The sequence below is a fragment of the Klebsiella sp. 141203 genome, assembly GCF_032601985.1.
GTDB lineage: Bacteria > Pseudomonadota > Gammaproteobacteria > Enterobacterales > Enterobacteriaceae > Klebsiella > Klebsiella aerogenes.
In genome coordinates this window covers 73,763-94,187 of the sequence record NZ_JAQIRL010000009.1, presented here as the reverse complement: position 1 = coordinate 94,187, position 20,425 = coordinate 73,763, and the positions used below count along the sequence as shown (strand labels likewise).

Here is a 20,425-nt window from a genome sequence, read left to right as displayed (position 1 = left end):
AGAGACTTGGTATTCATTTTTCGTCCGAGGACGTTAAGAATCCATGTCACTTTGAGTGCCCACACAGATTGTCTGATAAATTGTTAAAGAGCAGTGCCGCTTCGTTTTTCGCTGCGGCGCGGGGTGTGCATATTACGCTTTCCCGCCTCAGAGTCAAGCATTTATTTTGCTTTTCTCCGCGAGGTTCTCACCGGAACCCCGCTGACCCGGCGGCTTGTTTGCCGTTGTTCCGTGTCAGTGGTGGCGCATTATAGGGAGTTCTGAGACGTTGACAAGCCCTGTTTTCAAAAAACTTTTCAACCGTCTTTTTTTTGCGCAAAACGCCATTAAAGCGGTAGTTTTTCCAGCGTTTCAAAGCCGTAACGCTGTAAAACGGGTAAAAGCTGTTCAGTATCCGGGGTAATCGCCATGCAAAAAGCCTTATTGGCATCATTCGATTTGGCATCCGGCGCTTCATGCTCCAGCAGCCAGGCGGTGCGTCGAGCAATCGCCGCGCCGGAATCGATAAACCGCGTTCCTTCCGGCATAACCTGTTGCAGTTCTTCCGCCAGTAGCGGGAAGTGCGTACAACCTAATACGACCGTATCGGGCGGTTCCTGCATCCGTAGCCACGGACGCAGAATTCGACGCAGCTCTTCTAACGGTACCGCTTCGCCGTGCAGCTTCGCCTCTGCCAATTCCACCAGTTCAGCGGAACCCAGCATTTCGATGCGGCATTCATTGGCAAAGCGCTCAATGAGTTCACGGGTATAAGGACGCTTGACGGTACCGCGCGTCGCCAGCAGGCCAACAATGCCGTTTGCCGTTAAGCGCGCGGCAGGCTTAATTGCCGGCACCACGCCGACCACCGGGAAAGCGAACTTTTCACGTAGGGCTGGCAGGGAAACGGTACTGGCGGTATTACAGGCGATGACCGCCAGCGCCAGAGGATAGCGTTGCTGAACGGCAGTCACGATCTCAACAACACGCTCAACGATAAACTCTTCGCTCTTCTCGCCATAGGGGAAAGCAACGTTATCGAAAGCATAAATGTAATGTAGATCCGGCAGAAGCTGCCGAATCTCGTTATATACCGACAACCCACCGACGCCGGAATCAAACACCAGCACGGTGGGACGTGGATCAGAAGGTGTAGCTGCCAGACAAGGTGTATTCCCGTCCTGCAGTTTGGTAGCCATATACTGTCTCGTAATCTTTATCGAACAGGTTGGCTATTTTACCACGAACTGTGAGATGTGAGGTGACTGGATACGAAACTGCGAGATCCCACAAGCTGACGCCGCCCAACTTAACGCTCTCAGGCGCATAGGTTACCGGGTCGTAAGTGTTGTCATAACGGGTGCCAAGATAGTGATAGGTCACACCCCAGTCGAAATCATAAACCTGCCAGTCCAGTTGGTATTTCACCTGTTGTTTTGCCCGGCGCACCAGCAGCTCGTTGGTTTTCGCATCACGCGCATCGACATAGTCATAGCTGATACTGTGCGCCAGCGGCCCGGTATCAAACGACGCCGTCGCTTCAATACCTTTAATACGCGCCTTGCCGACGTTGTAATATTTCATCAGCTGCGAGTCGTAGTCGATCAGATTATCGATGTCATTACGATACCCGGACAGCCGCCATGTCACCCCAGACGTCAGGCCTTCAAAGGCCCCTTCCCACTGCTTGCTCTCTTCCGGGTCGAGATTCTGATTACCATAGAAGCCGTACAGCTGGCCGAGATTCGGCGCTTTGTAGGCGGTGCCATAAGAGGCGATAAAGCGATAGCCGTCGATAAACTCCCACGCGGCGCTGCTCTGCCAGGTACCGTGCTGGCCAAACTGCGAGTTATCATCACTACGCGCCGCCCCTTCCAGGGTGAAATCGCCCAACTTTTGCAAGCCAGTGAGAAACAGGCCGGTATTACGGATTTCGTAGCCTTCGGTCACATAGTTCGTGCCAGGCTCGGTGGTTTGTTTCTGCCAGTCGATTCCAGCGCCAACGTTGCCGTGGCCAACATCGACCGTGTTCGCCCACTGCACGTTGTACTGTTTCACTTCATCCAGCGTCGCCGAGATGTCATAGCGCCCCAGTCGCGGATCGTAATTGTAGTCCTTGCTGTGGCTATAGCTGGAAGTCAGCTGCGAGTGGAAGATATCCTGATTAAAACGCAGGCCGGCATCCCAGGTCTGGCTGTACAGCTGGCGAGTGTCGACTAATACGCCGCCATAAGGAGAGCCGTCGTAGGCCGTCCGGTTGTCATAGCCGTACCCGCGCACAAAGCCGCTCCACTCATTGGAGAAGCTATGCTCCAGCGCGCCGTAGATCGTTTTGCTCATAAAGCCATCGCGATCCGGCTGGCGAACGCCGCCGGTATTGCCTTCCGCAACCACATCAAAGCCTTTGGTATAGGTATAGTCTCCCGCCAGGGTGACGCGGGTATTACCGCCGAAAGTCTGCTGCGTGCTGCCGCCATAGTTCTGGTAGCCATTTGAGCCCACGCCGGCATTGAGCGTTGTGCCGTCCTGGTCACGAGTGGTAATAATGTTCACCACCCCGCCAATCGCGTCTGAGCCGTAGACCGCCGAGCGCGGGCCGCGAACGTATTCAATGCGCTGCACCAGAGCGATAGGGAACTGGCTTAAGTCGGAAGAGCCGCTGACGCCCGCCTGATTCAGACGTACGCCATCCACCAAAATTAAGACATGGCTGGAGTTGGTGCCGCGTACGAAAAGAGAGCTCTGCTGCCCCATGCCGCCGTTTTGCGCGATGTCCACGCCCGGCAGGCGGCGCATCACATCGGTGAGAGAAGTTGACTGCCAGCGATCGATATCCTGCCGCGTCACCACGCTCACCGGCGCCAGCACGGTCTCGATAGGTTGCGCCACACGGTTTGCCGTCACCACTAACGTATTTGAATTGCTGTCCTGCGCCCAGCCGGAAAATGCCGTGACGGATAAAGCCGTCATCAGCGAAGCTTTTTTAATCATTGTAAAAGCATCCATAATATAGAGAGGATGCCGCCGGCTCTATCAGTAGCTCGCGATGATAGAAACCAAATGCGACGTATCCGGCAGGTCTTCGGGCTTGGAGGCTGCTTTAAGAAATAATGACTTCCCACGGCTAACCGCAGTGTCTGCACCGAGTGCGCTTATTTCTCGCCTTTCCTTACCGCTGCGCGTCAGCTCCAGATTCGCACTGGATTCCCTATTAACTCAGAGGACCGGTTGCAAGATGCTACAATTAGAAACATATAGATGTCCAGACTGCTATAACGATATTTCATCCGCAACGAGGGCTGGACATCCCCAATGCTTTCCCTACAATCCCCGCGTACTTATTTTATTCAGGATGCATCATGACCCCCGAACACCTTCCTACCGAGCAATACGAAGCGCAACTGGCAGAAAAAGTCGTCCGTTTGCAGAAAATGATGGCCCCTTTTGCCGCGCCGGTTCCGGAGGTATTTCGTTCGCCGGTCAGCCACTACCGGATGCGCGCTGAATTTCGCCTGTGGCACGACGGCGACGACCTCTATCACATCATCTTCGATCAGCAGACCAAGTCGCGTATTCGCGTCGATACCTTCCCGGCCGCCAGCGAGCTCATCAACCAGCTGATGCCGGCAATGCTCGACGGCGTGCGCCATAACCCGGTCCTGCGCCATAAGCTTTTCCAGATTGATTATCTGACGACCATGAGCAACCAGGCCATCGTCTCGCTGCTCTATCATAAAAAGCTCGACGACGAGTGGCGCCAGCAGGCGGAAGCGCTGCGCGATGCCCTACGCGCGCAAAACCTCAACGTGCAGCTGATTGGCCGCGCCACTAAAACCAAAATTGAGCTCGATAGGGATTATGTCGATGAACGTCTGCCGGTTGGCGGGCGCGAAATGATCTATCGTCAGGTGGAAAACAGCTTTACCCAGCCAAACGCGGCGATGAATATTCAGATGCTGGAGTGGGCGCTGGACGTCACCAAAGGTTCCACCGGCGATCTGCTGGAGCTCTACTGCGGCAACGGCAACTTCTCGCTGGCGCTGGCGCGTAACTTCGAGCGCGTGCTGGCGACGGAAATCGCTAAACCGTCAGTCGCCTCCGCGCAATACAATATTGCCGCCAACCATATCGATAACGTGCAAATTATCCGCATGGCGGCGGAAGAGTTTACCCAGGCGATGAACGGCGTGCGGCAGTTTAATCGCCTGCAGGGCATCGATCTGCAGAGCTATCAGTGCGAAACCATTTTTGTCGATCCGCCGCGCAGCGGGCTGGATAGCGAGACAGAAAAAATGGTCCAGGCCTATCCGCGAATTCTCTATATCTCCTGCAACCCGGAAACACTGTGCCAGAACCTGGAAACCCTCAGCCAGACGCACAATGTCACCCGCCTGGCGCTATTCGATCAGTTCCCGTATACCCACCATATGGAATGCGGCGTCCTGTTAACGAAGAAATAAACGCATAAAAAAACCCGGCGAACGCAACGTTGCCGGGTTATTGCCTGGCGGATTACTCCGCCGCGGTATCTTTGCGGTTGCGCATCTTGTAACCGATCCAGAACACCATCACGACGGACAGCACCGCCGGGAAGAAGTTAGAGCCGATATCCGGATATTCTGCGCGCACCACGGTGCTATACAGCAGGACGCCGAGAATAAAGCAGGCGGCGGAAAGCCCCGGCAGCCCGACTGGCATACTGCGGTTCTGATAGCGCTGATGCAGGCAGTACACCGTCAGCAGCAGCGACAGAACCGGGAAGATGGAAAAGGGAACGATTGAGCTGAACAGCGCGGCGAAGGTGCCATTAATGGACAAACCCGCGATCAGCGCCAGCAGTAGCGTACCTTTATCTTGAACTGAGTGTTTCATTGCTCGTCCTTCACGTTATTCGGAATGATGTGACATTTTTTCTTGTTCACGGCGATACCAGTAATACGCGCCTTTTGAAATCATTCTGAGCTGCAGTACCAGCCGCTCTTCCAGCTGTCGGCGCTGCTCCGGACTAACGTCCAACGCTTCCGCACCGGCGTTGAATACGATGGTGACCATAGCTTCAGCCTGCGCTTCAGTAAAGGCGCGCGGCATATGGTTTTCGAGTTCTAAATAGTCGGCAAGTTCCGCGATGAAATGCTGGATCTCGCGCGCTACAGCGGCTCGAAACGCCGCGGATGTGCCAGAACGCTCACGCAACAGCAGACGGAAAGCGTTCGGGTTGTTACCAATAAACTCCATAAAGGTAGAGACGGAGGTGCGGATCACGCTGCCGCCTTTCGCAATGCGCTGGCGCGCCTGGCGCATCAGCTGGCGCAACATTAGCCCGCTTTCGTCTACCATTGTCAGGCCTAACTCATCGACATCGCGAAAATGACGATAAAAGGACGTCGGCGCGATCCCTGCTTCCCGCGCAACCTCGCGCAAGCTCAGGCTGGCAAAGCTTCGCTCAGCGCTAAGTTGGCTAAATGCCGCTTCCACCAGCGAGCGGCGGGTTTTTTCTTTTTGTTGTGCTCTTACGCCCATCACGATGTATGAATCCTTCCAATAGCCCTGTCGGCACTATACCAGAGATTAAAACTAATCGGTTTGTACTGGATTGTGAATGATTGTTTATGAGCCGTTTCTGCTTTTATGCCGCAAAAAAGCACAACGATAATTGGGTTAAAGCTCGCCAAATGTTATCATCGTGTTTATTTTGTGTATAAAACAGGTGAGTAATGCCATGTCACACTCTTGGGATTATGATGCAATAGTGATTGGTTCCGGTCCTGGCGGCGAAGGCGCCGCGATGGGACTGGTGAAACAGGGAGCTCGTGTTGCCGTTATCGAGCGCTACCATAACGTCGGCGGTGGTTGTACCCACTGGGGAACCATCCCGTCAAAAGCGCTTCGCCATGCCGTCAGCCGTATTATTGAGTTTAACCAAAACCCCCTCTACAGCGACCATTCCCGTCTTCTCCGTTCTTCCTTCGCCGACATCCTCAACCATGCCGACAGCGTCATTAACCAGCAAACCCATATGCGTCAGGGTTTCTATGAGCGCAACCACTGCGAAATTCTGCAGGGCAACGCCCACTTTGTTGATGAGCACACGCTGGCGCTGGAGTGTCACGATGGCACCGTAGAAACGGTCACCGCCGAGAAATTCGTTATCGCCTGCGGCTCGCGCCCGTATCATCCGGCCGACGTCGATTTCCACCACCCGCGTATTTACGACAGCGATTCCATTCTTAGCCTGCACCACGAACCGCGCCATGTGATCATTTACGGCGCCGGGGTGATCGGCTGCGAGTACGCGTCGATCTTCCGCGGTATGGAGGTGAAGGTCGATCTGATCAATACCCGCGATCGTCTACTGGCGTTCCTCGATCAGGAGATGTCCGATTCGCTCTCCTATCACTTCTGGAACAGCGGCGTGGTTATCCGCCACAACGAAGAGTACGAGAAAATCGAAGGCGTTGATGATGGCGTGATCATGCATCTGAAATCCGGTAAGAAGCTGAAAGCTGACTGTCTGCTGTATGCCAACGGCCGTACCGGTAACACCGACACCCTGGCGCTGGAAAATATCGGTCTGCAAACCGACAGCCGCGGCCAGCTGAAAGTGAACAGCATGTATCAGACCGCTCTGCCGCATATCTATGCCGTCGGCGACGTTATCGGTTATCCGAGCCTGGCGTCAGCGGCTTACGATCAGGGGCGCATCGCCGCACAGGCGCTGATCAAAGGCGAAGCCTCCGCGCATCTGATTGAAGATATCCCGACCGGGATCTACACCATTCCAGAAATCAGCTCAGTGGGTAAAACCGAGCAGCAGCTAACCGCCATGAAGGTGCCTTATGAGGTGGGTCGCGCGCAGTTTAAACATCTGGCGCGGGCGCAAATCGTCGGTATGAGCGTAGGTACGCTGAAGATTCTGTTCCATCGTGAGACGAAAGAGATCCTCGGTATCCACTGCTTTGGTGAGCGCGCGGCCGAAATTATTCATATCGGTCAGGCGATTATGGAGCAGAAAGGTGGCGGTAACACCATTGAGTACTTCGTTAACACCACCTTTAACTACCCGACCATGGCCGAAGCCTATCGGGTAGCGGCGTTAAACGGCTTAAACCGCCTCTTTTAACGCCTTATCAAAGTGGCCATCCATAGTACTGCGGATGGCCTCCGCCAGATGCTCATAGCGGCTACGCAGCGGCGAACCAGGACGATAAACCAGCCCGATCGTACGTCTTGGTTCCGGCTTAATGCACGGAATATAGACCACGCCATCGCGTTTTCTCTCCTGCGGCACCGCCAGCGCCGGCAGCAGCGTAATACCACTTCCGGCGGCAACCATGTTGCGCAGCGTTTCAAGGCTGGTCGCCCGGAAGTGGGTATCTTCATCCGCACCCGCTTCAAAGCAGAAGCCCATCGCCTGGTCGCGCAGACAGTGTCCGTCTTCCAGCATCAATAGCTTTTCACCCGCTAAATCCGCCATCGGAACGCGATCGCGCTCTGCCCACGGATGGTCTTCGTAGATAGCCAGCATCATCGGCTCATCGAACAGCGGCACTTCGATAAAGGCTTCACTCTCTTTGACCAGCGCGAGGATCGCGCAGTCGAGCTTACCGCTATCGAGCTGCGCCAGCAGCTGATGGGTTTGCGCCTCATGCAGATACATTTCCAGCTTCGGGAAAGTCTGATGCAGCATCGGGATTATGTGCGGCAGCAAATATGGCCCCACCGTCGGGATCAGGCCGATATGCAGCGGCCCGGACATGGTTTCCCCTTGCTGGCTTGCCATCTCCTTGAGCACTTTTACTTCGCGTAGCACGGTACGCGCCTGATCCACCAGCAGCAAACCCGCCTGAGTGAACAGAACCTTACGGCTGGTGCGCTCCAGCAACATCACCCCAAGTTCATCTTCCAGCTTGCGAATTTGTCCGCTGAGCGTGGGCTGACTGACGTGGCAGGAATCTGCCGCACGTCGGAAGTGGCGATGCTCAGCCAGCGCTACCAGGTATTCAAGATCGCGAATATTCATTATTCATCCTCCATCGCCACGATAGTCCATGGCGATAGATAGAATAGCAACGAACGATTATCCCTATCAAGTTTTCTGTTCAATAATAACCACAGAAACGAGGAGAACATCTGAAAATCATTGAGTCGCCTCACAGTTTCCCTACCCGAACAACTAAAGCCAACGTGAACTTTTGCGGACTTCGTGTCCGCTTTTTTTTACGTAAAAAAGCCCGGGAGTACCCAGGCTCATTCAACACCGGTGCAATCTCTTACACCAGGCGCTGTCTGGCGTCGGCAATCGCCTGCGCCACCTGCTGCGGCGAGACGCCGCCTTTGGCCGCACGTTTATCAAGGCAGGACTCCAACGACAGGATCGGATAGACGTCATCGCCGATAACGTTGCTGAACTTTTGCAGGTCGCTTAACGGTAAATCTTCCAGCGCTTTGCCCTGAGCAATCGCTTCAACCACCGCTTCACCGACGATATGGTGTGCTTCGCGGAACGGAACGCCTTTTGCCACCAGGTAATCCGCCAGCTCGGTAGCGTTGGCGTAACCCTGCTGCGCCGCTTCCGCACAGCGCGGACGTTTCACCTGGATACCGTCCAGCACCAGCGCCGCCATGTGCAGGCAGTCGAGCCAGGTGTCCAGCGCATCGAACAGCCCTTCTTTGTCTTCCTGCATATCTTTGTTGTAGGCCAGCGGTAGCCCTTTCAGGGTCATCATCATGCCGGTCAGCGCGCCCTGCACGCGGCCGCATTTACCGCGGATCAGTTCCAGCGCATCCGGGTTTTTCTTCTGCGGCATCAGCGACGAGCCGGAAGTAACGCGGTCAGACAATTCAACAAAACCCGCTTCGCCGGTATTGAAGAAAATCAGATCTTCGGCAAAACGCGACAGGTGCACCATGCCGATAGAGGCATCGGAAAGCAGCTCCAGCACGTGATCGCGATCGGAGACGCTATCGAGGCTGTTACGGGTCGCCGATGCGAAACCCAACCAACCGGCCAGCTGTTCACGGTCGATTTCATAAGCGGTTCCCGCCAGCGCGCCGCAGCCCAGCGGGCTGACATCAAGGCGCTTGAGCGCATCCTGCAGGCGGCTTTCATCACGGGCCAGCATTTCAACGTAGGCCAGACACCAGTGCGCAAAAGTCACCGGCTGGGCGCGCTGCAGATGGGTATAACCCGGCATCACCGCGTCCTGATTGTTGCCCGCGGTTTCCACCAGCGCGCTTTGCAGTTGGCGGGTCGCGGACAGCAGCTCGGTGACGGTCTCTTTGCACCACAGCTTGAGATCGGTGGCGACCTGGTCATTACGACTACGTCCAGTATGCAGTTTTTTGCCCAACTGGCCGACTTTATCGATCAGTTTTCCTTCGACCCAGCTATGGATATCTTCGGCATCGCTTTCAAGGATTTGCTGCGGGTTGGCGCGTACCTCTTCCAGCAAGACGTTCAGCGCCTCTTCCAGCTGCAGCTGCTCATCGGCGGTCAGTACGCCTACGGTTACCAGCGCTTTGGACCAGGCGACGGATCCCACGATATCCTGTTCCGCCAGACGATAGTCAAAGCGTAAAGAGTCGTTGAATTGTTTGAACCGCTGATCTGCTGCCTGTGTAAAACGCCCGCCCCAAAGTGCCATAACATGCTTCCTTAATTCGTGAGTTCTGCCGGGTCGCGCTACGCTTACCCGGCCTACGGTCTTGTTGCCCCGGCAAGCAACGCGCCGCCGGGCATTCAATCTTAAGCCAAAATACGCGTACCGATCGGGGTACCGTTAAATAATGCCGGCAGCTGCTCGGCATGGCGCCAGGAGGCGATATCTACCGGACGGCCCAGCTCGCGCGCCGCGTCCAGCGCCGCGTTCACTTTCACGATCATGCCGTCGGTAATAATGCCTTGTTCAATCAGTTGCTCGGCCCTGGAGGCGGTCATTTCCGCAATCCGCTGACCTTTACCGTCGAGAATGCCGCTAACATCGGACAGCAAGATAAGATCCGCGCCCAGCGTCGCCGCCAGCGCCGTCGCTGCCTGATCGGCGTTGACGTTCATCAGTTGTCCTTGGTCGGTGACGCCGATCGAGCTCACGACAGGCAGGTAGCCGCCCGCCAACAGCGTATTGATAAGCGTCGGCGAGCCTGCCTGCGCTTTACCAACGTGGCCCAGTTCTTCATCCAACTGAGTCACCTTCACGCTATCGCCATCGCCGAGGAACAGCCCTACCGAAGCCAGACCATGCTTTTTCGCCCATGCCAGCAGCGTTTTGTTGGCGGTTCCCGCCAGCGCGCCGGTAATGATGTCAATCTGATCGGCAGGCGTTACGCGCAGGCCATTTTTCTTTTTCACCGGCAGATTAAGCTGTTTCATCAGCTCATCCACCACGCAGCCGCCGCCGTGGACGATAACCAGCGGACGCTGGTGTGTTTCGCGGTAGTGCACCAGCGCGGTAAACAGACGTTCCAGCGCTTCTTCGCTATCCAACAACACGCCGCCAAGTTTGATAATCAATGGATTGTTCATCATCACACCTTAAATTAAAGACTGCGTCTCAGCGAAGCCGAAACGAATGTTAGCGCACTGCACGGCCTGCGCTGCCGCGCCTTTCAGCAGGTTATCTTCTGCGGCCACGACGATAATATGTTCATCCTGGACGGCAAAACCGATATCACAGAATGGCAGCCCAACCACATTTTTCAGCGCCGGTACGCCTTTATCGTATAAACGGACCAACGGCTTATTGGCATAGGCCTGCTGGAAGACCTCTGCAACCTGCTCTTTACCGACGCCCGGCTTCAGGCGACAGGTAATGGTTTCAAGAATACCGCGTTTAAAATTGCCCAAATGGGGAGTGAAGATCACCTCTGCGCCCAGATGGGTGGCAATTTCTGGATGATGGCGATGATTGAAAACGCCGTACGGCTGCAGGCTGACTTCACAGAAGCTATTGCTCATCGCCGCCTTACGACCGGCGCCGCTGACGCCGCTGGTGGCGTTGATCACCGGCCACTGCTTCAGATCCAGCAGACCGGCATCGATCAGCGGTTTTAACGACAGCTGCGCCGCCGTCGGGTAGCAGCCAGGCACCGCGATCAAATTCGCCTCTTTCAATGCTTCGACGTTCCACTCCGCCAGGCCGTATACCGCCTGTTTGAGCAGGTCCGGATGCCGATGAGTGAAACCGTAGTATTTTTCGTAGAACGCGCCATCGTTGACGCGAAACGCGCCGGACAAATCGAACACCACGCAGCCCGCGGCCAAAAACTGCGGCGCCAGATCGTGGCTAACTTCATGCGCGGTCGCGAGGAACACCACATCCGCGCCAGCGCTAAATTCGCTGATATCAGACATCGCCTGCAGCGGCAGGTCGACAATACCTTTCAGCTGCGGATGTATATCGGAAATGAACTTTCCAGCATCATTACTTTGCGCGGAGACGGTCAAAGCGGTTATGTTCATATGAGGGTGGCGATTTACATAGGCCACCAGCTCTGCGCCGGCATAGCCGCTAGCTCCCACGATCAGCGTATTTAGCATTGGAAGAGCATCTCCTTACATTCGATGGGTTTTATTGCGCTCAACGATATTGTATTTTTATTCACAAATACTGCATGAATATTGATACTATCATGACCAGAGGTGTGTCAACAATGAAAAACAATTTACCGCCCTTTATCGAGATTTACCGCGCATTGATCGCCACACCTTCCATCAGCGCGACCGAAGAAGCGCTGGATCAAAGCAATGAGTCTTTAATCAATTTACTCGGCGGCTGGTTCCGCGATCTGGGCTTTAACGTCGAGATCCAGCCGGTACCTGAGACGCGTAATAAATTCAATATGTTGGCCAGTACCGGCCACGGCGCTGGCGGCCTGCTGCTCGCCGGGCATACCGATACCGTGCCTTTCGACGATGGCCGCTGGACTCGCGACCCGTTTACCCTTACCGAGCACGACAACAAACTCTACGGGCTCGGCACCGCCGATATGAAAGGCTTCTTCGCGTTTATCCTCGATGCCCTGCGCGACGTTGACGTCAGTAAATTGAAAAAACCGCTGTATATACTGGCTACCGCTGACGAAGAAACCAGCATGGCGGGCGCGCGCTACTTCGCCGAAACCACACAGCTGCGCCCGGATTGCGCGATCATCGGCGAGCCGACCTCGCTGCAGCCGGTACGGGCGCATAAAGGCCACATTTCAACAGCGGTACGCGTACTGGGCCAGTCCGGCCACTCCAGCGACCCGGCGCGCGGCGTGAACGCTATCGAACTGATGCACGATGCGATTGGCCGCATCATGCAACTGCGCGATGACTTAAAAGAGCGTTACCACTACGCCGCCTTCACCGTGCCTTATCCGACGCTCAACCTGGGCGCTATTCACGGCGGCGATGCATCCAACCGCATCTGCGCCTGCTGCGAGCTGCACATGGATATTCGTCCATTGCCGGGTATGACGCTTAACGACCTGAACGGCCTGCTGGATGAAGCGCTGGCGCCGGTGAGCGAACGCTGGCCGGGGCGTCTGACGGTCTCTGAGCTGCATCCACCGATCCCTGGCTATGAATGCCCTCCGGACCACAAGCTGGTAGAAGTGGTTGAAAAACTGCTCGGCGCGCAGACCGAAGTGGTGAACTACTGCACCGAAGCGCCGTTTATCCAGACGCTGTGTCCTACGCTGGTGTTAGGTCCGGGCTCCATCAACCAGGCCCACCAGCCGGATGAATATCTGGAGACGCGGTTTATTAAGCCGACGCGCGAGCTCATCACCCAGGTTGTCCATCACTTCTGCTGGCATTAATCGCTGCTATTTTCCCGCCTTCGCGTCCGGAGGCGGGAGAGTGACGATCGTCACACTTCCATAAGTAATGCTTATCCGCCGACCGCTGAGTTAACTTTCGCAAATTATCGCTATTTATTCGTTTGCTGAAGCGATTTCGCAGCAATTGACGCGGGGGTATTTACGTGGCTTTATAAAAGACGGGTTGCTTATCCACTGCTCAAATCACGGAGCGCCGGATATAACAAAATAAAATGAGATGGGGTGTCTGGGGTAACATGAACGAACAATATTCCGCTTTGCGTAGTAATGTCAGTATGCTCGGTAAGGTGCTGGGCGACACCATCAAGGATGCGCTAGGAGAAAACATTCTTGATCGAGTCGAAACTATCCGTAAGTTGTCCAAATCTTCTCGCGCGGGCAATGAGGCCAATCGCCAGGAGCTGCTTACCACGCTGCAAAACTTGTCCAACGACGAGCTGCTGCCGGTAGCGCGCGCCTTTAGCCAGTTTTTGAATCTGGCTAATACCGCCGAGCAATATCACAGCATTTCGCCCAACGGCGAAGCCGCCAGCAATCCGGAAGTTATTGCTCGTACCCTGAGAAAACTCAAAGACCAACCCAATCTCAACGAAGACACCATTAAAAAAGCGGTGGAATCCCTGTCGCTGGAGCTGGTGTTAACCGCTCACCCGACCGAGATCACCCGCCGGACGCTGATCCATAAAATGGTGGAAGTCAACAACTGCCTTAAGCAGTTGGATAACAAAGATATCGCCGACTACGAGCACAATCAGCTGATGCGCCGCCTGCGCCAGCTGATCGCCCAGTCCTGGCATACCGATGAAATTCGTAAGTACCGTCCTTCTCCGGTCGATGAAGCCAAATGGGGTTTCGCGGTAGTTGAAAACAGCCTGTGGGAAGGCGTGCCGAACTATCTGCGCGAGCTGAACGAACAGCTGGAAGCCAACCTCGGCTACCAGCTACCGGTTGATTTCGTCCCGGTACGCTTCACCTCCTGGATGGGCGGCGACCGTGACGGCAACCCGAACGTCACCGCCGATATCACCCGCCACGTGCTGCTGCTCAGCCGCTGGAAAGCGACCGATCTGTTCCTGAAAGATATCCAGGTGCTTATCTCTGAGCTGTCGATGGTCGAATGCACCGACGAGCTCCGCGATTTGGCCGGCGCGGAAGGCGCGCAAGAGCCGTATCGTTATCTGATGAAAAAGCTGCGTAGTCAGTTGATGGAGACCCAGGCCTGGCTGGAAGCTCGCCTGAAAGGGCAAAAACTGCCGAAACCGGCAGGGCTTATCACGCAAAACGAACAGCTGTGGGAACCGCTGTATGCCTGCTATAAATCGCTCCAGGCCTGCGGCATGGGCATCATCGCCAACGGCGAACTGCTTGATACCCTGCGCCGGGTGAAATCTTTCGGCGTACCCCTGGTGCGTATCGATATTCGTCAGGAAAGCACCCGCCACACCGAAGCGCTGGGCGAAATGACCCGCTACCTCGGGATCGGCGATTATGAAAGCTGGTCGGAAGCCGACAAGCAGGCCTTCCTGATCCGTGAACTGAACTCCAAACGCCCGCTGCTGCCGCGTCAGTGGGAGCCGAGCGAAGAGACCCGCGAAGTTCTCGACACCTGCAAAGTGATCGCCGAAGCGCCGCGTGGATCGATCGCTGCTTATGTGATCTCAATGGCCAAAACGCCGTCCGACGTGCTGGCGGTTCATTTGCTGTTAAAAGAAGCCGGTATCGGCTTCGCGCTGCCGGTTGCGCCGCTGTTTGAAACGCTGGACGACCTGAACAACGCCAACGACGTCATGACTCAGTTGCTGAATATTGACTGGTATCGCGGCTTTATTCAGGGCAAACAGATGGTCATGATCGGTTATTCCGACTCGGCCAAAGATGCTGGCGTCATGGCCGCCTCCTGGGCCCAGTACCAGGCCCAGGACGCGCTGATCAAAACCTGCGAAAAAGCCGGTATTGAACTGACGCTGTTCCACGGTCGCGGCGGCTCCATCGGTCGCGGCGGCGCGCCGGCCCACGCGGCGCTGCTCTCGCAGCCGCCGGGCAGCCTGAAAGGCGGCCTGCGCGTCACCGAACAGGGCGAGATGATCCGCTTTAAGTACGGCCTGCCGGAAGTGACCATCAGCAGCCTGTCGTTGTACACCAGCGCGATTCTGGAAGCCAACCTGCTTCCGCCGCCGGAACCAAAACCGCAGTGGCGCGAAATCATGGCCGAGCTGTCCGATGTCTCCTGCAAGATGTACCGCGGCTACGTGCGGGAAAACAAAGACTTCGTCCCTTATTTCCGCTCCGCGACCCCGGAACAAGAACTGGGCAAACTGCCGCTTGGCTCGCGCCCGGCGAAGCGTCGCCCGACCGGCGGCGTCGAGTCACTGCGCGCCATCCCGTGGATCTTCGCCTGGACCCAGAACCGCCTGATGCTGCCGGCCTGGCTGGGCGCCGGCGCCGCGCTGCAGAAAGTGGTCGAGGGCGGTAAGCAAAGCGAGCTGGAAAGCATGTGCCGCGATTGGCCATTCTTCTCGACCCGTCTCGGAATGCTGGAGATGGTCTACTCAAAAGCCGACCTGTGGCTGGCGGAGTACTACGATCAGCGGCTGGTGAAACCGGAACTGTGGAAGCTAGGCGAAGAGCTACGTCAGCTGTTAACCGCCGATATCAAAGTGGTGCTGGCTATCGCTAATGACTCCCACCTGATGGCCGACCTGCCGTGGATCGCCGAATCCATCCAGTTGCGTAACATCTATACCGACCCGCTTAACGTCCTGCAGGCCGAACTGTTGCACCGTTCGCGCCAGGCCGAAGAAGCAGGCGAAGAACCGGATGCGCGCGTTGAGCAAGCGCTGATGGTCACCATTGCCGGCGTCGCGGCAGGGATGCGTAATACCGGCTAGTCACCGTTTCCCCCGGCCGCCCGGCCGGGGGATTTTCCCTCTCATTTTAGTGATGCAACATCTCATCGACGATCTGCTCTTTATGCAGCGCATAAGGATAATAGGTCGGCCAGTTATCCATCTCTTTCAGCAAGGCTTCCTGAGATTCATTGCCCATAAATATATGGAAATGCTGTGATTTACGCGGGCTAATAATGTGGTCGCTGAATTGGACGAATTTCGGCGCGTTACCATCGCCCTGTTGGCACTCAAACAGGTAACGAACCCCCTTCTTGCCGGAGGCGTATTGCAGAATTTTGTAGCCTGAGTAGGTATATTTGCAGCTATTAACGGTCTTGCCGACGTGGAACTCTATCACCCCATCTTCGATGCCAATCTGCTCCACATCGGTGGCGTAACCTTTCTTGTAATAGGCGCGATACTCTTCCACGCTCATGGCGCCGGGCTTTTTCGCCTTCTGCTCCAGCACCGGATCAAGGTCGCCATTCAGCAGATACGGATAGACTGACTGCCAGACGCCATCCCAATCGCTCAACGCGCGATCCTTCACATCTTTATCGGCAAAAATGCCTTCGCTGGCCTGGCGTTCTGTTTCAGTTAACGCCGGGCCATGACTATGATTACCGTGGGCAAAAGCCTGAGCGCCGGCAAGCGCTATGCCGAAACCAAACGCGAGCATGGGGATCTTTCGGGTCATTACTCTCTCCTGAGTTAAATATCGATTGCGACAAAATGTTACGATATAACATATCTTAACCGAGAAGCAATAACGATGAGTTCGTACTTTTACCGCTGGAAAAATGTCCGGTATGATGAAATGCGTGGCGTTTTGGCGGGGTAAAGATGGATAACAGCATCAATCAGCTCATTGATTCATTAGTGAAAAAACAAACCTGCATTGCGGAAGTGCATTTTGCCGGAGAATCACGCCCGCCAGCCGACGCCGCGATCAAGGTTGATTTTCCACGTCTGAATATCGTCATTGAGGGGCAGTTGTACGATCTCGCCCTCGGCGATAACGCCGCGCCGCTGCAGGCGCGTGACGTACTCTATATTGCGAGCGATAGCTGGAACTGGCCGCGATGGCAGACCCCATGCCTGCTGCTAAGCATCTTATTCGGCAAACAGCAGCTGGAATTTTCGCTGCAGCGCTGGAACGGAGAAGCGCTAACCCTGGTCCAGAAGATTCAGGTACCGCGCCGCGGGCCGCGCGTGGGTTCATTTCTGCTACAGGCGCTAAATGAAATACGCATGCAGCCGCAGGAGCAGCAAACCGCCCGCTGCATCGTCATTAGCCTACTCAGCCACTGTACCGATCTACTGGGTAGCCAGGCGCAAACCTCATCGCGCAGCCAGGCGCTATTCGAGGCGATCCGCCAATATATCGATATTCATTTCGCCGAGCCGCTGAGCCGGGAATCCGTAGCACAGGCGTTTTATCTCTCTCCCAACTATCTCTCGCATCTGTTTCAGAAGTGCGGACCTATGGGCTTTAACGAATACCTCAATCATATCCGTCTCGAACAGGCGCGCATGCTGCTGAAGGGTCATGATATGAAGGTAAAAGATATCGCCCACGCCTGCGGCTTCGCCGACAGCAATTACTTCTGCCGCCTGTTTCGCAAGAATACTGAACGTTCACCTTCCGAGTATCGCCGCCAGTACCATAGCCAGCTGACGGAAAACCCCTCTGCGCCGTAAAACTAGATTTTTGTAAGTTACTGATTTCTACCTGCAGGCTATTTCAGCCTGGAGGCACTATCACACGGACAAACGTGATCTAAATCACTCTTAACCGTAATGCGTACATTTATCCAGTTTTTGGCAAATTTGTCATCTGGCGGGCAGGCAAACGGAAGCCGTATCCTTACCTCAACATCATTGAATTACACATCGAGGAATGGTTATGGAACTCTATCTGGACACCGCGAACGTCGCTGAAGTTGAACGTCTGGCCCGCATTTATCCGCTGGCTGGCGTCACCACCAACCCGAGCATCATCGCCGCCGGCAAAACCCCGGTTTGGGACGTTCTGCCGCGCCTGCAAAAAGCCGTTGGCCCGGAAGGTATTCTGTTCGCGCAGACCATGAGTCGCGATGCGCAAGGTATGGTGGCTGAAGCCAAACGCCTGAGTAACGCCGTACCAGGAATCGTGGTTAAGATCCCGGTGACCGCCGAAGGCCTCGCCGCCATCAAAGTGCTAAAAAAAGAAGGCATCCCTACGCTTGGCACCGCGGTCTATAGCGCTTCCCAGGGGCTGCTCGCGGCGCTGGCCGGCGCGAAATACGTCGCGCCGTACGTCAACCGCGTCGACGCCCAGGGCGGTGACGGTATTCGCATGGTGCAAGAACTGCAATCCCTGCTGGAAATGCACGCCCCGGAAAGCAAAGTCCTGACCGCGAGCTTCAAAACCCCGCGCCAGGCGCTGGATTGCCTGTTAGCCGGCTGCGAAGCTATCACCCTCCCCTTAGACGTAGCGCAACAAATGCTCGGCACCCCTGCGGTAGAGTCAGCCATAGAGAAGTTCGAGCAGGACTGGAATAACGCATTTGGCACGTTGAACCTGTAATCCGATCGTCGGCCGCCAACAGGCGGCTTGCACGGTCATCGAGGAGGAATCGAAATGGATCGCATTATTCAATCACCCGGTAAATACATCCAGGGCGCTGGCGCCATCAAGCGCCTCGGCGAATATCTCAAACCGCTGGCTGAACGCTGGCTAATCATCGGCGACAAGTTCGTTCTCGGCTTTGCCGAAGAGCAGCTGCGTACCAGCCTGAGCGGCGCTGGTCTGGTGGCCGAAATCGCCCCGTTCGGCGGTGAATGTTCGCAAAATGAAATCAACCGCCTGCGCGATATCGCCAGCAGCGCCCAATGCCATGCGGTGCTCGGCATCGGCGGCGGCAAGACGCTGGATACCGCGAAAGCGCTGGCTCACTATATGCATCTGCCGGTAGTAGTAGCCCCAACTATCGCCTCCACCGATGCGCCGTGCAGCGCGTTGTCTGTTATCTATACCGATGATGGCGAATTCGAAAGCTATCTGATGCTGCCGCACAACCCGAACATGGTGGTTGTTGATACGCAGATCGTCGCGGCCGCGCCAGCACGCCTGCTGGCCGCCGGGATTGGCGATGCGCTGGCGACCTGGTTTGAAGCCCGCGCCTGCTCGCGCAGCGGCGCGACCACTATGGCGGGCGGTAAGTGCACACAGGCGGCGCTGGCGTTAGCGGAACTCTGCTACAACACGCTAGTTGAAGAAGGCGAAAAGGCGATGCTTGCCGCCGAGCAGCATGTGGTCACTCCAGCGCTTGAACGGGTGATCGAAGCCAACACCTACCTGAGCGGCGTCGGCTTTGAGAGTGGCGGGCTGGCGGCGGCGCACGCGATTCACAACGGCCTGACCGCCATCCCGGACGCCCATCACTTCTACCACGGCGAGAAAGTCGCATTTGGTACGCTGACGCAGCTGGTGCTGGAAAACGCGCCGGTGGAAGAGATTGAGACCGCGGCGGCGCTTTGTCACAGCGTCGGCCTGCCCATCACGCTGGCGCAGCTCGATATTAAAGGCGACATCCCGGCTAAAATGCGCACGGTCGCGGAAGCCGCCTGCGCCGAAGGCGAAACCATCCACAATATGCCGGGCGGCGCCTGCGCCGATCAGGTTTACGCCGCGCTGCTGGTGGCCGACCAATACGGTCAGCGTTTCCTGCAAGAGTGGGAATAACCTTTCCCTTTACGCCCGGCGTTTGCCGGGCGTGTTCTTTCATGTTCCTTTTATCGCCAATTGCCCGCACGCTGGATGTGTTTTATAGTGCGTTTTTCCTTTGGGCGAACCGTTGTTATGCAATCATCAGATAGAAGAATGAGCATTTACGCCATTCTGCAGCAGGACAAAAAAGTCGTTGTGAACGAACTGGCCGAGAAATTCGGCGTCACCAAAATGACTATCCGTCGGGATCTGTCATTCTTTGAAAAACAGGGAATCGTCAAAACGACCTACGGCGGCGCCTATCTGACCAGCGGCGCCAGCGTCGAGCCAAGCTTCCAGCTTAAATCCGTGCAGATGGTTGACGATAAACACCTGATTGGCCGTAAAGCGGCAGAACTGGTTGAAGACGGCGACACGATCATCATCGACTGCGGGACCACGCTGCTGGCGCTGGCGCAATCTATTTTCGATAAAAAAATTATGGTGATCACTAACTCAGTACCGGTAGTGAATCTGCTAAAGGGGCGAAAAAACATCAAGCTAATCGTCGCCCCGGGGGAATATGAAGATGATACCCAGGGGATGATCTCTTTCAGTACCGCGGAGTTTTTCAGCACCATTCATGCCGATAAGGTCTTTATCAGCACCCAGGGTATTAACCAGCATGGCGAGCTAACGGTCCCTAAAATGACCGATGCCCACGTCAAGCGGGCGCTGTTACGCGCCGGACGACAAAAAATCCTTCTCGCCGATAAAAGTAAATTCGAGCAAACTTTCCTTGCCGGGCATGCCCGACTGGACGATTTTGACATCGTTATTAGTCAGGATGGCCTCCCTGCCGACATCCTCTCCCTGCTGACTGCGCAAAAAACCGAGCTGCTGTTGGCCGACAGCGCAGCGTAACCTCACGCCCGGCAACGGGCGTTTGTTCTTTTCCGTTTTTTCTAAATGTTCTTTTTAGATTTATTAATGATAAATAGAACACAAAAGATCATAAATGAATTGACAAAAGAACACCTCAGGC

16 protein-coding genes, 1 pseudogene and 1 riboswitch are annotated in these 20,425 nt (G+C 55.6%); of the genes and pseudogenes, 8 read left to right on the top strand and 9 right to left on the bottom strand.

Going from position 1 to position 20,425, the window contains the following annotated elements; all coding sequences use genetic code 11:
- Nucleotides 1-326 precede the first annotated feature (326 nt).
- Nucleotides 327-1,178 carry a glutamate racemase gene (gene murI, locus PGR29_RS23790; protein WP_316425480.1) on the bottom strand — a complete coding sequence of 284 codons (852 nt, stop codon included), beginning with the start codon at nucleotides 1,176-1,178 and terminating at the stop codon, nucleotides 327-329.
- Nucleotides 1,123-2,970 (bottom strand): TonB-dependent vitamin B12 receptor BtuB, encoded by a 1,848-nt coding sequence (gene btuB, locus PGR29_RS23785; RefSeq protein ID WP_316425479.1) that lies wholly within the window; start codon nucleotides 2,968-2,970, stop codon nucleotides 1,123-1,125. The genes murI and btuB overlap by 56 nt, the downstream gene beginning before the upstream one ends.
- 65 nt (nucleotides 2,971-3,035) lie before the next feature.
- A riboswitch (cobalamin riboswitch) is annotated at nucleotides 3,036-3,223 on the bottom strand.
- A gap of 115 nt (nucleotides 3,224-3,338) precedes the next feature.
- On the opposite strand from btuB, the gene trmA reads away from it, so the two are divergent.
- Nucleotides 3,339-4,439, top strand: a complete 1,101-nt coding sequence (gene trmA / locus PGR29_RS23780; protein WP_113374917.1) for a tRNA (uridine(54)-C5)-methyltransferase TrmA — start codon at nucleotides 3,339-3,341, stop codon at nucleotides 4,437-4,439.
- A 52-nt stretch (nucleotides 4,440-4,491) separates the two neighbouring features.
- Here trmA and PGR29_RS23775 read toward each other — a convergent pair whose 3' ends face one another.
- Both PGR29_RS23775 and fabR read right to left on the bottom strand, forming a co-directional pair.
- Nucleotides 4,492-4,851, bottom strand: a complete 360-nt coding sequence (locus PGR29_RS23775) for a YijD family membrane protein (RefSeq protein WP_045395329.1) — start codon at nucleotides 4,849-4,851, stop codon at nucleotides 4,492-4,494.
- 15 nt (nucleotides 4,852-4,866) lie between these two features.
- Nucleotides 4,867-5,502 (bottom strand): HTH-type transcriptional repressor FabR, encoded by a 636-nt coding sequence (gene fabR / locus PGR29_RS23770; RefSeq protein WP_015368907.1) that lies wholly within the window; start codon nucleotides 5,500-5,502, stop codon nucleotides 4,867-4,869.
- 196 nt (nucleotides 5,503-5,698) lie between these two features.
- Between fabR and sthA the strand changes: the two genes are divergently transcribed.
- Complete coding sequence (gene sthA / locus PGR29_RS23765; RefSeq protein WP_015368908.1) at nucleotides 5,699-7,099, top strand: Si-specific NAD(P)(+) transhydrogenase; 1,401 nt, start codon at nucleotides 5,699-5,701, stop codon at nucleotides 7,097-7,099.
- On the opposite strand, the gene oxyR is transcribed toward sthA, so the two are convergent.
- From oxyR to argC, 4 genes are all read right to left on the bottom strand, one after another.
- On the bottom strand, nucleotides 7,082-7,999 hold the full coding sequence (oxyR, locus tag PGR29_RS23760; RefSeq protein ID WP_015368909.1) for a DNA-binding transcriptional regulator OxyR: 918 nt from the start codon (nucleotides 7,997-7,999) through the stop codon (nucleotides 7,082-7,084). The two genes, sthA and oxyR, sit on opposite strands and share 18 nt — an antisense overlap.
- Before the next feature lie 250 nt (nucleotides 8,000-8,249).
- Nucleotides 8,250-9,623 (bottom strand): argininosuccinate lyase, encoded by a 1,374-nt coding sequence (argH, locus tag PGR29_RS23755; RefSeq protein ID WP_316425477.1) that lies wholly within the window; start codon nucleotides 9,621-9,623, stop codon nucleotides 8,250-8,252.
- Nucleotides 9,624-9,724: 101 nt separating this feature from the next.
- The gene (gene argB, locus PGR29_RS23750; protein WP_113374915.1) at nucleotides 9,725-10,501 is read right to left on the bottom strand and encodes an acetylglutamate kinase; all 777 of its coding nucleotides are present in this window, start codon (nucleotides 10,499-10,501) and stop codon (nucleotides 9,725-9,727) included.
- A 9-nt stretch (nucleotides 10,502-10,510) separates the two neighbouring features.
- Nucleotides 10,511-11,515 (bottom strand): N-acetyl-gamma-glutamyl-phosphate reductase, encoded by a 1,005-nt coding sequence (argC, locus tag PGR29_RS23745; protein WP_271032462.1) that lies wholly within the window; start codon nucleotides 11,513-11,515, stop codon nucleotides 10,511-10,513.
- 113 nt (nucleotides 11,516-11,628) lie between these two features.
- Between argC and argE the strand changes: the two genes are divergently transcribed.
- Both argE and ppc read left to right on the top strand, forming a co-directional pair.
- Nucleotides 11,629-12,780, top strand: a complete 1,152-nt coding sequence (gene argE / locus PGR29_RS23740; protein ID WP_015368914.1) for an acetylornithine deacetylase — start codon at nucleotides 11,629-11,631, stop codon at nucleotides 12,778-12,780.
- 257 nt (nucleotides 12,781-13,037) lie between these two features.
- Nucleotides 13,038-15,689: a phosphoenolpyruvate carboxylase gene (ppc, locus tag PGR29_RS23735; RefSeq protein WP_047047252.1), complete on the top strand. Its 2,652-nt coding sequence runs from the start codon at nucleotides 13,038-13,040 to the stop codon at nucleotides 15,687-15,689.
- A gap of 46 nt (nucleotides 15,690-15,735) precedes the next feature.
- Here the strand turns inward: ppc and zinT are convergent, their stop codons facing one another.
- Entirely contained in the window at nucleotides 15,736-16,386 is a 651-nt protein-coding gene (gene zinT / locus PGR29_RS23730) for a metal-binding protein ZinT (RefSeq protein ID WP_113374913.1), read from the bottom strand.
- A gap of 24 nt (nucleotides 16,387-16,410) precedes the next feature.
- On the opposite strand from zinT, the pseudogene PGR29_RS23725 reads away from it, so the two are divergent.
- From PGR29_RS23725 to PGR29_RS23710, 4 genes and pseudogenes are all read left to right on the top strand, one after another.
- A pseudogene (locus PGR29_RS23725) lies at nucleotides 16,411-17,390 on the top strand (helix-turn-helix transcriptional regulator).
- A gap of 205 nt (nucleotides 17,391-17,595) precedes the next feature.
- Nucleotides 17,596-18,258, top strand: a complete 663-nt coding sequence (fsa, locus tag PGR29_RS23720) for a fructose-6-phosphate aldolase (protein WP_316425476.1) — start codon at nucleotides 17,596-17,598, stop codon at nucleotides 18,256-18,258.
- Between the two features lie 54 nt (nucleotides 18,259-18,312).
- Complete coding sequence (gene gldA / locus PGR29_RS23715; protein ID WP_213317839.1) at nucleotides 18,313-19,416, top strand: bifunctional L-1,2-propanediol dehydrogenase/glycerol dehydrogenase; 1,104 nt, start codon at nucleotides 18,313-18,315, stop codon at nucleotides 19,414-19,416.
- A 138-nt stretch (nucleotides 19,417-19,554) separates the two neighbouring features.
- Nucleotides 19,555-20,304: a DeoR/GlpR family DNA-binding transcription regulator gene (locus PGR29_RS23710; protein WP_113374910.1), complete on the top strand. Its 750-nt coding sequence runs from the start codon at nucleotides 19,555-19,557 to the stop codon at nucleotides 20,302-20,304.
- The last annotated feature ends 121 nt before the right edge of the window (nucleotides 20,305-20,425 follow it).

Bases quoted from the DNA above. Each gene is read 5' to 3' on its own strand.
- murI (WP_316425480.1), bottom strand. From the start codon at position 1,178: ATGGCTACCAAACTGCAGGACGGGAATACACCTTGTCTGGCAGCTACA.
- btuB (WP_316425479.1), bottom strand. From the start codon at position 2,970: ATGATTAAAAAAGCTTCGCTGATGACGGCTTTATCCGTCACGGCATTT.
- trmA (WP_113374917.1), top strand. From the start codon at position 3,339: ATGACCCCCGAACACCTTCCTACCGAGCAATACGAAGCGCAACTGGCA.
- PGR29_RS23775 (WP_045395329.1), bottom strand. From the start codon at position 4,851: ATGAAACACTCAGTTCAAGATAAAGGTACGCTACTGCTGGCGCTGATC.
- sthA (WP_015368908.1), top strand. From the start codon at position 5,699: ATGTCACACTCTTGGGATTATGATGCAATAGTGATTGGTTCCGGTCCT.
- oxyR (WP_015368909.1), bottom strand. From the start codon at position 7,999: ATGAATATTCGCGATCTTGAATACCTGGTAGCGCTGGCTGAGCATCGC.
- argH (WP_316425477.1), bottom strand. From the start codon at position 9,623: ATGGCACTTTGGGGCGGGCGTTTTACACAGGCAGCAGATCAGCGGTTC.
- argB (WP_113374915.1), bottom strand. From the start codon at position 10,501: ATGAACAATCCATTGATTATCAAACTTGGCGGCGTGTTGTTGGATAGC.
- argC (WP_271032462.1), bottom strand. From the start codon at position 11,515: ATGCTAAATACGCTGATCGTGGGAGCTAGCGGCTATGCCGGCGCAGAG.
- argE (WP_015368914.1), top strand. From the start codon at position 11,629: ATGAAAAACAATTTACCGCCCTTTATCGAGATTTACCGCGCATTGATC.
- ppc (WP_047047252.1), top strand. From the start codon at position 13,038: ATGAACGAACAATATTCCGCTTTGCGTAGTAATGTCAGTATGCTCGGT.
- zinT (WP_113374913.1), bottom strand. From the start codon at position 16,386: ATGACCCGAAAGATCCCCATGCTCGCGTTTGGTTTCGGCATAGCGCTT.
- fsa (WP_316425476.1), top strand. From the start codon at position 17,596: ATGGAACTCTATCTGGACACCGCGAACGTCGCTGAAGTTGAACGTCTG.
- gldA (WP_213317839.1), top strand. From the start codon at position 18,313: ATGGATCGCATTATTCAATCACCCGGTAAATACATCCAGGGCGCTGGC.
- PGR29_RS23710 (WP_113374910.1), top strand. From the start codon at position 19,555: ATGAGCATTTACGCCATTCTGCAGCAGGACAAAAAAGTCGTTGTGAAC.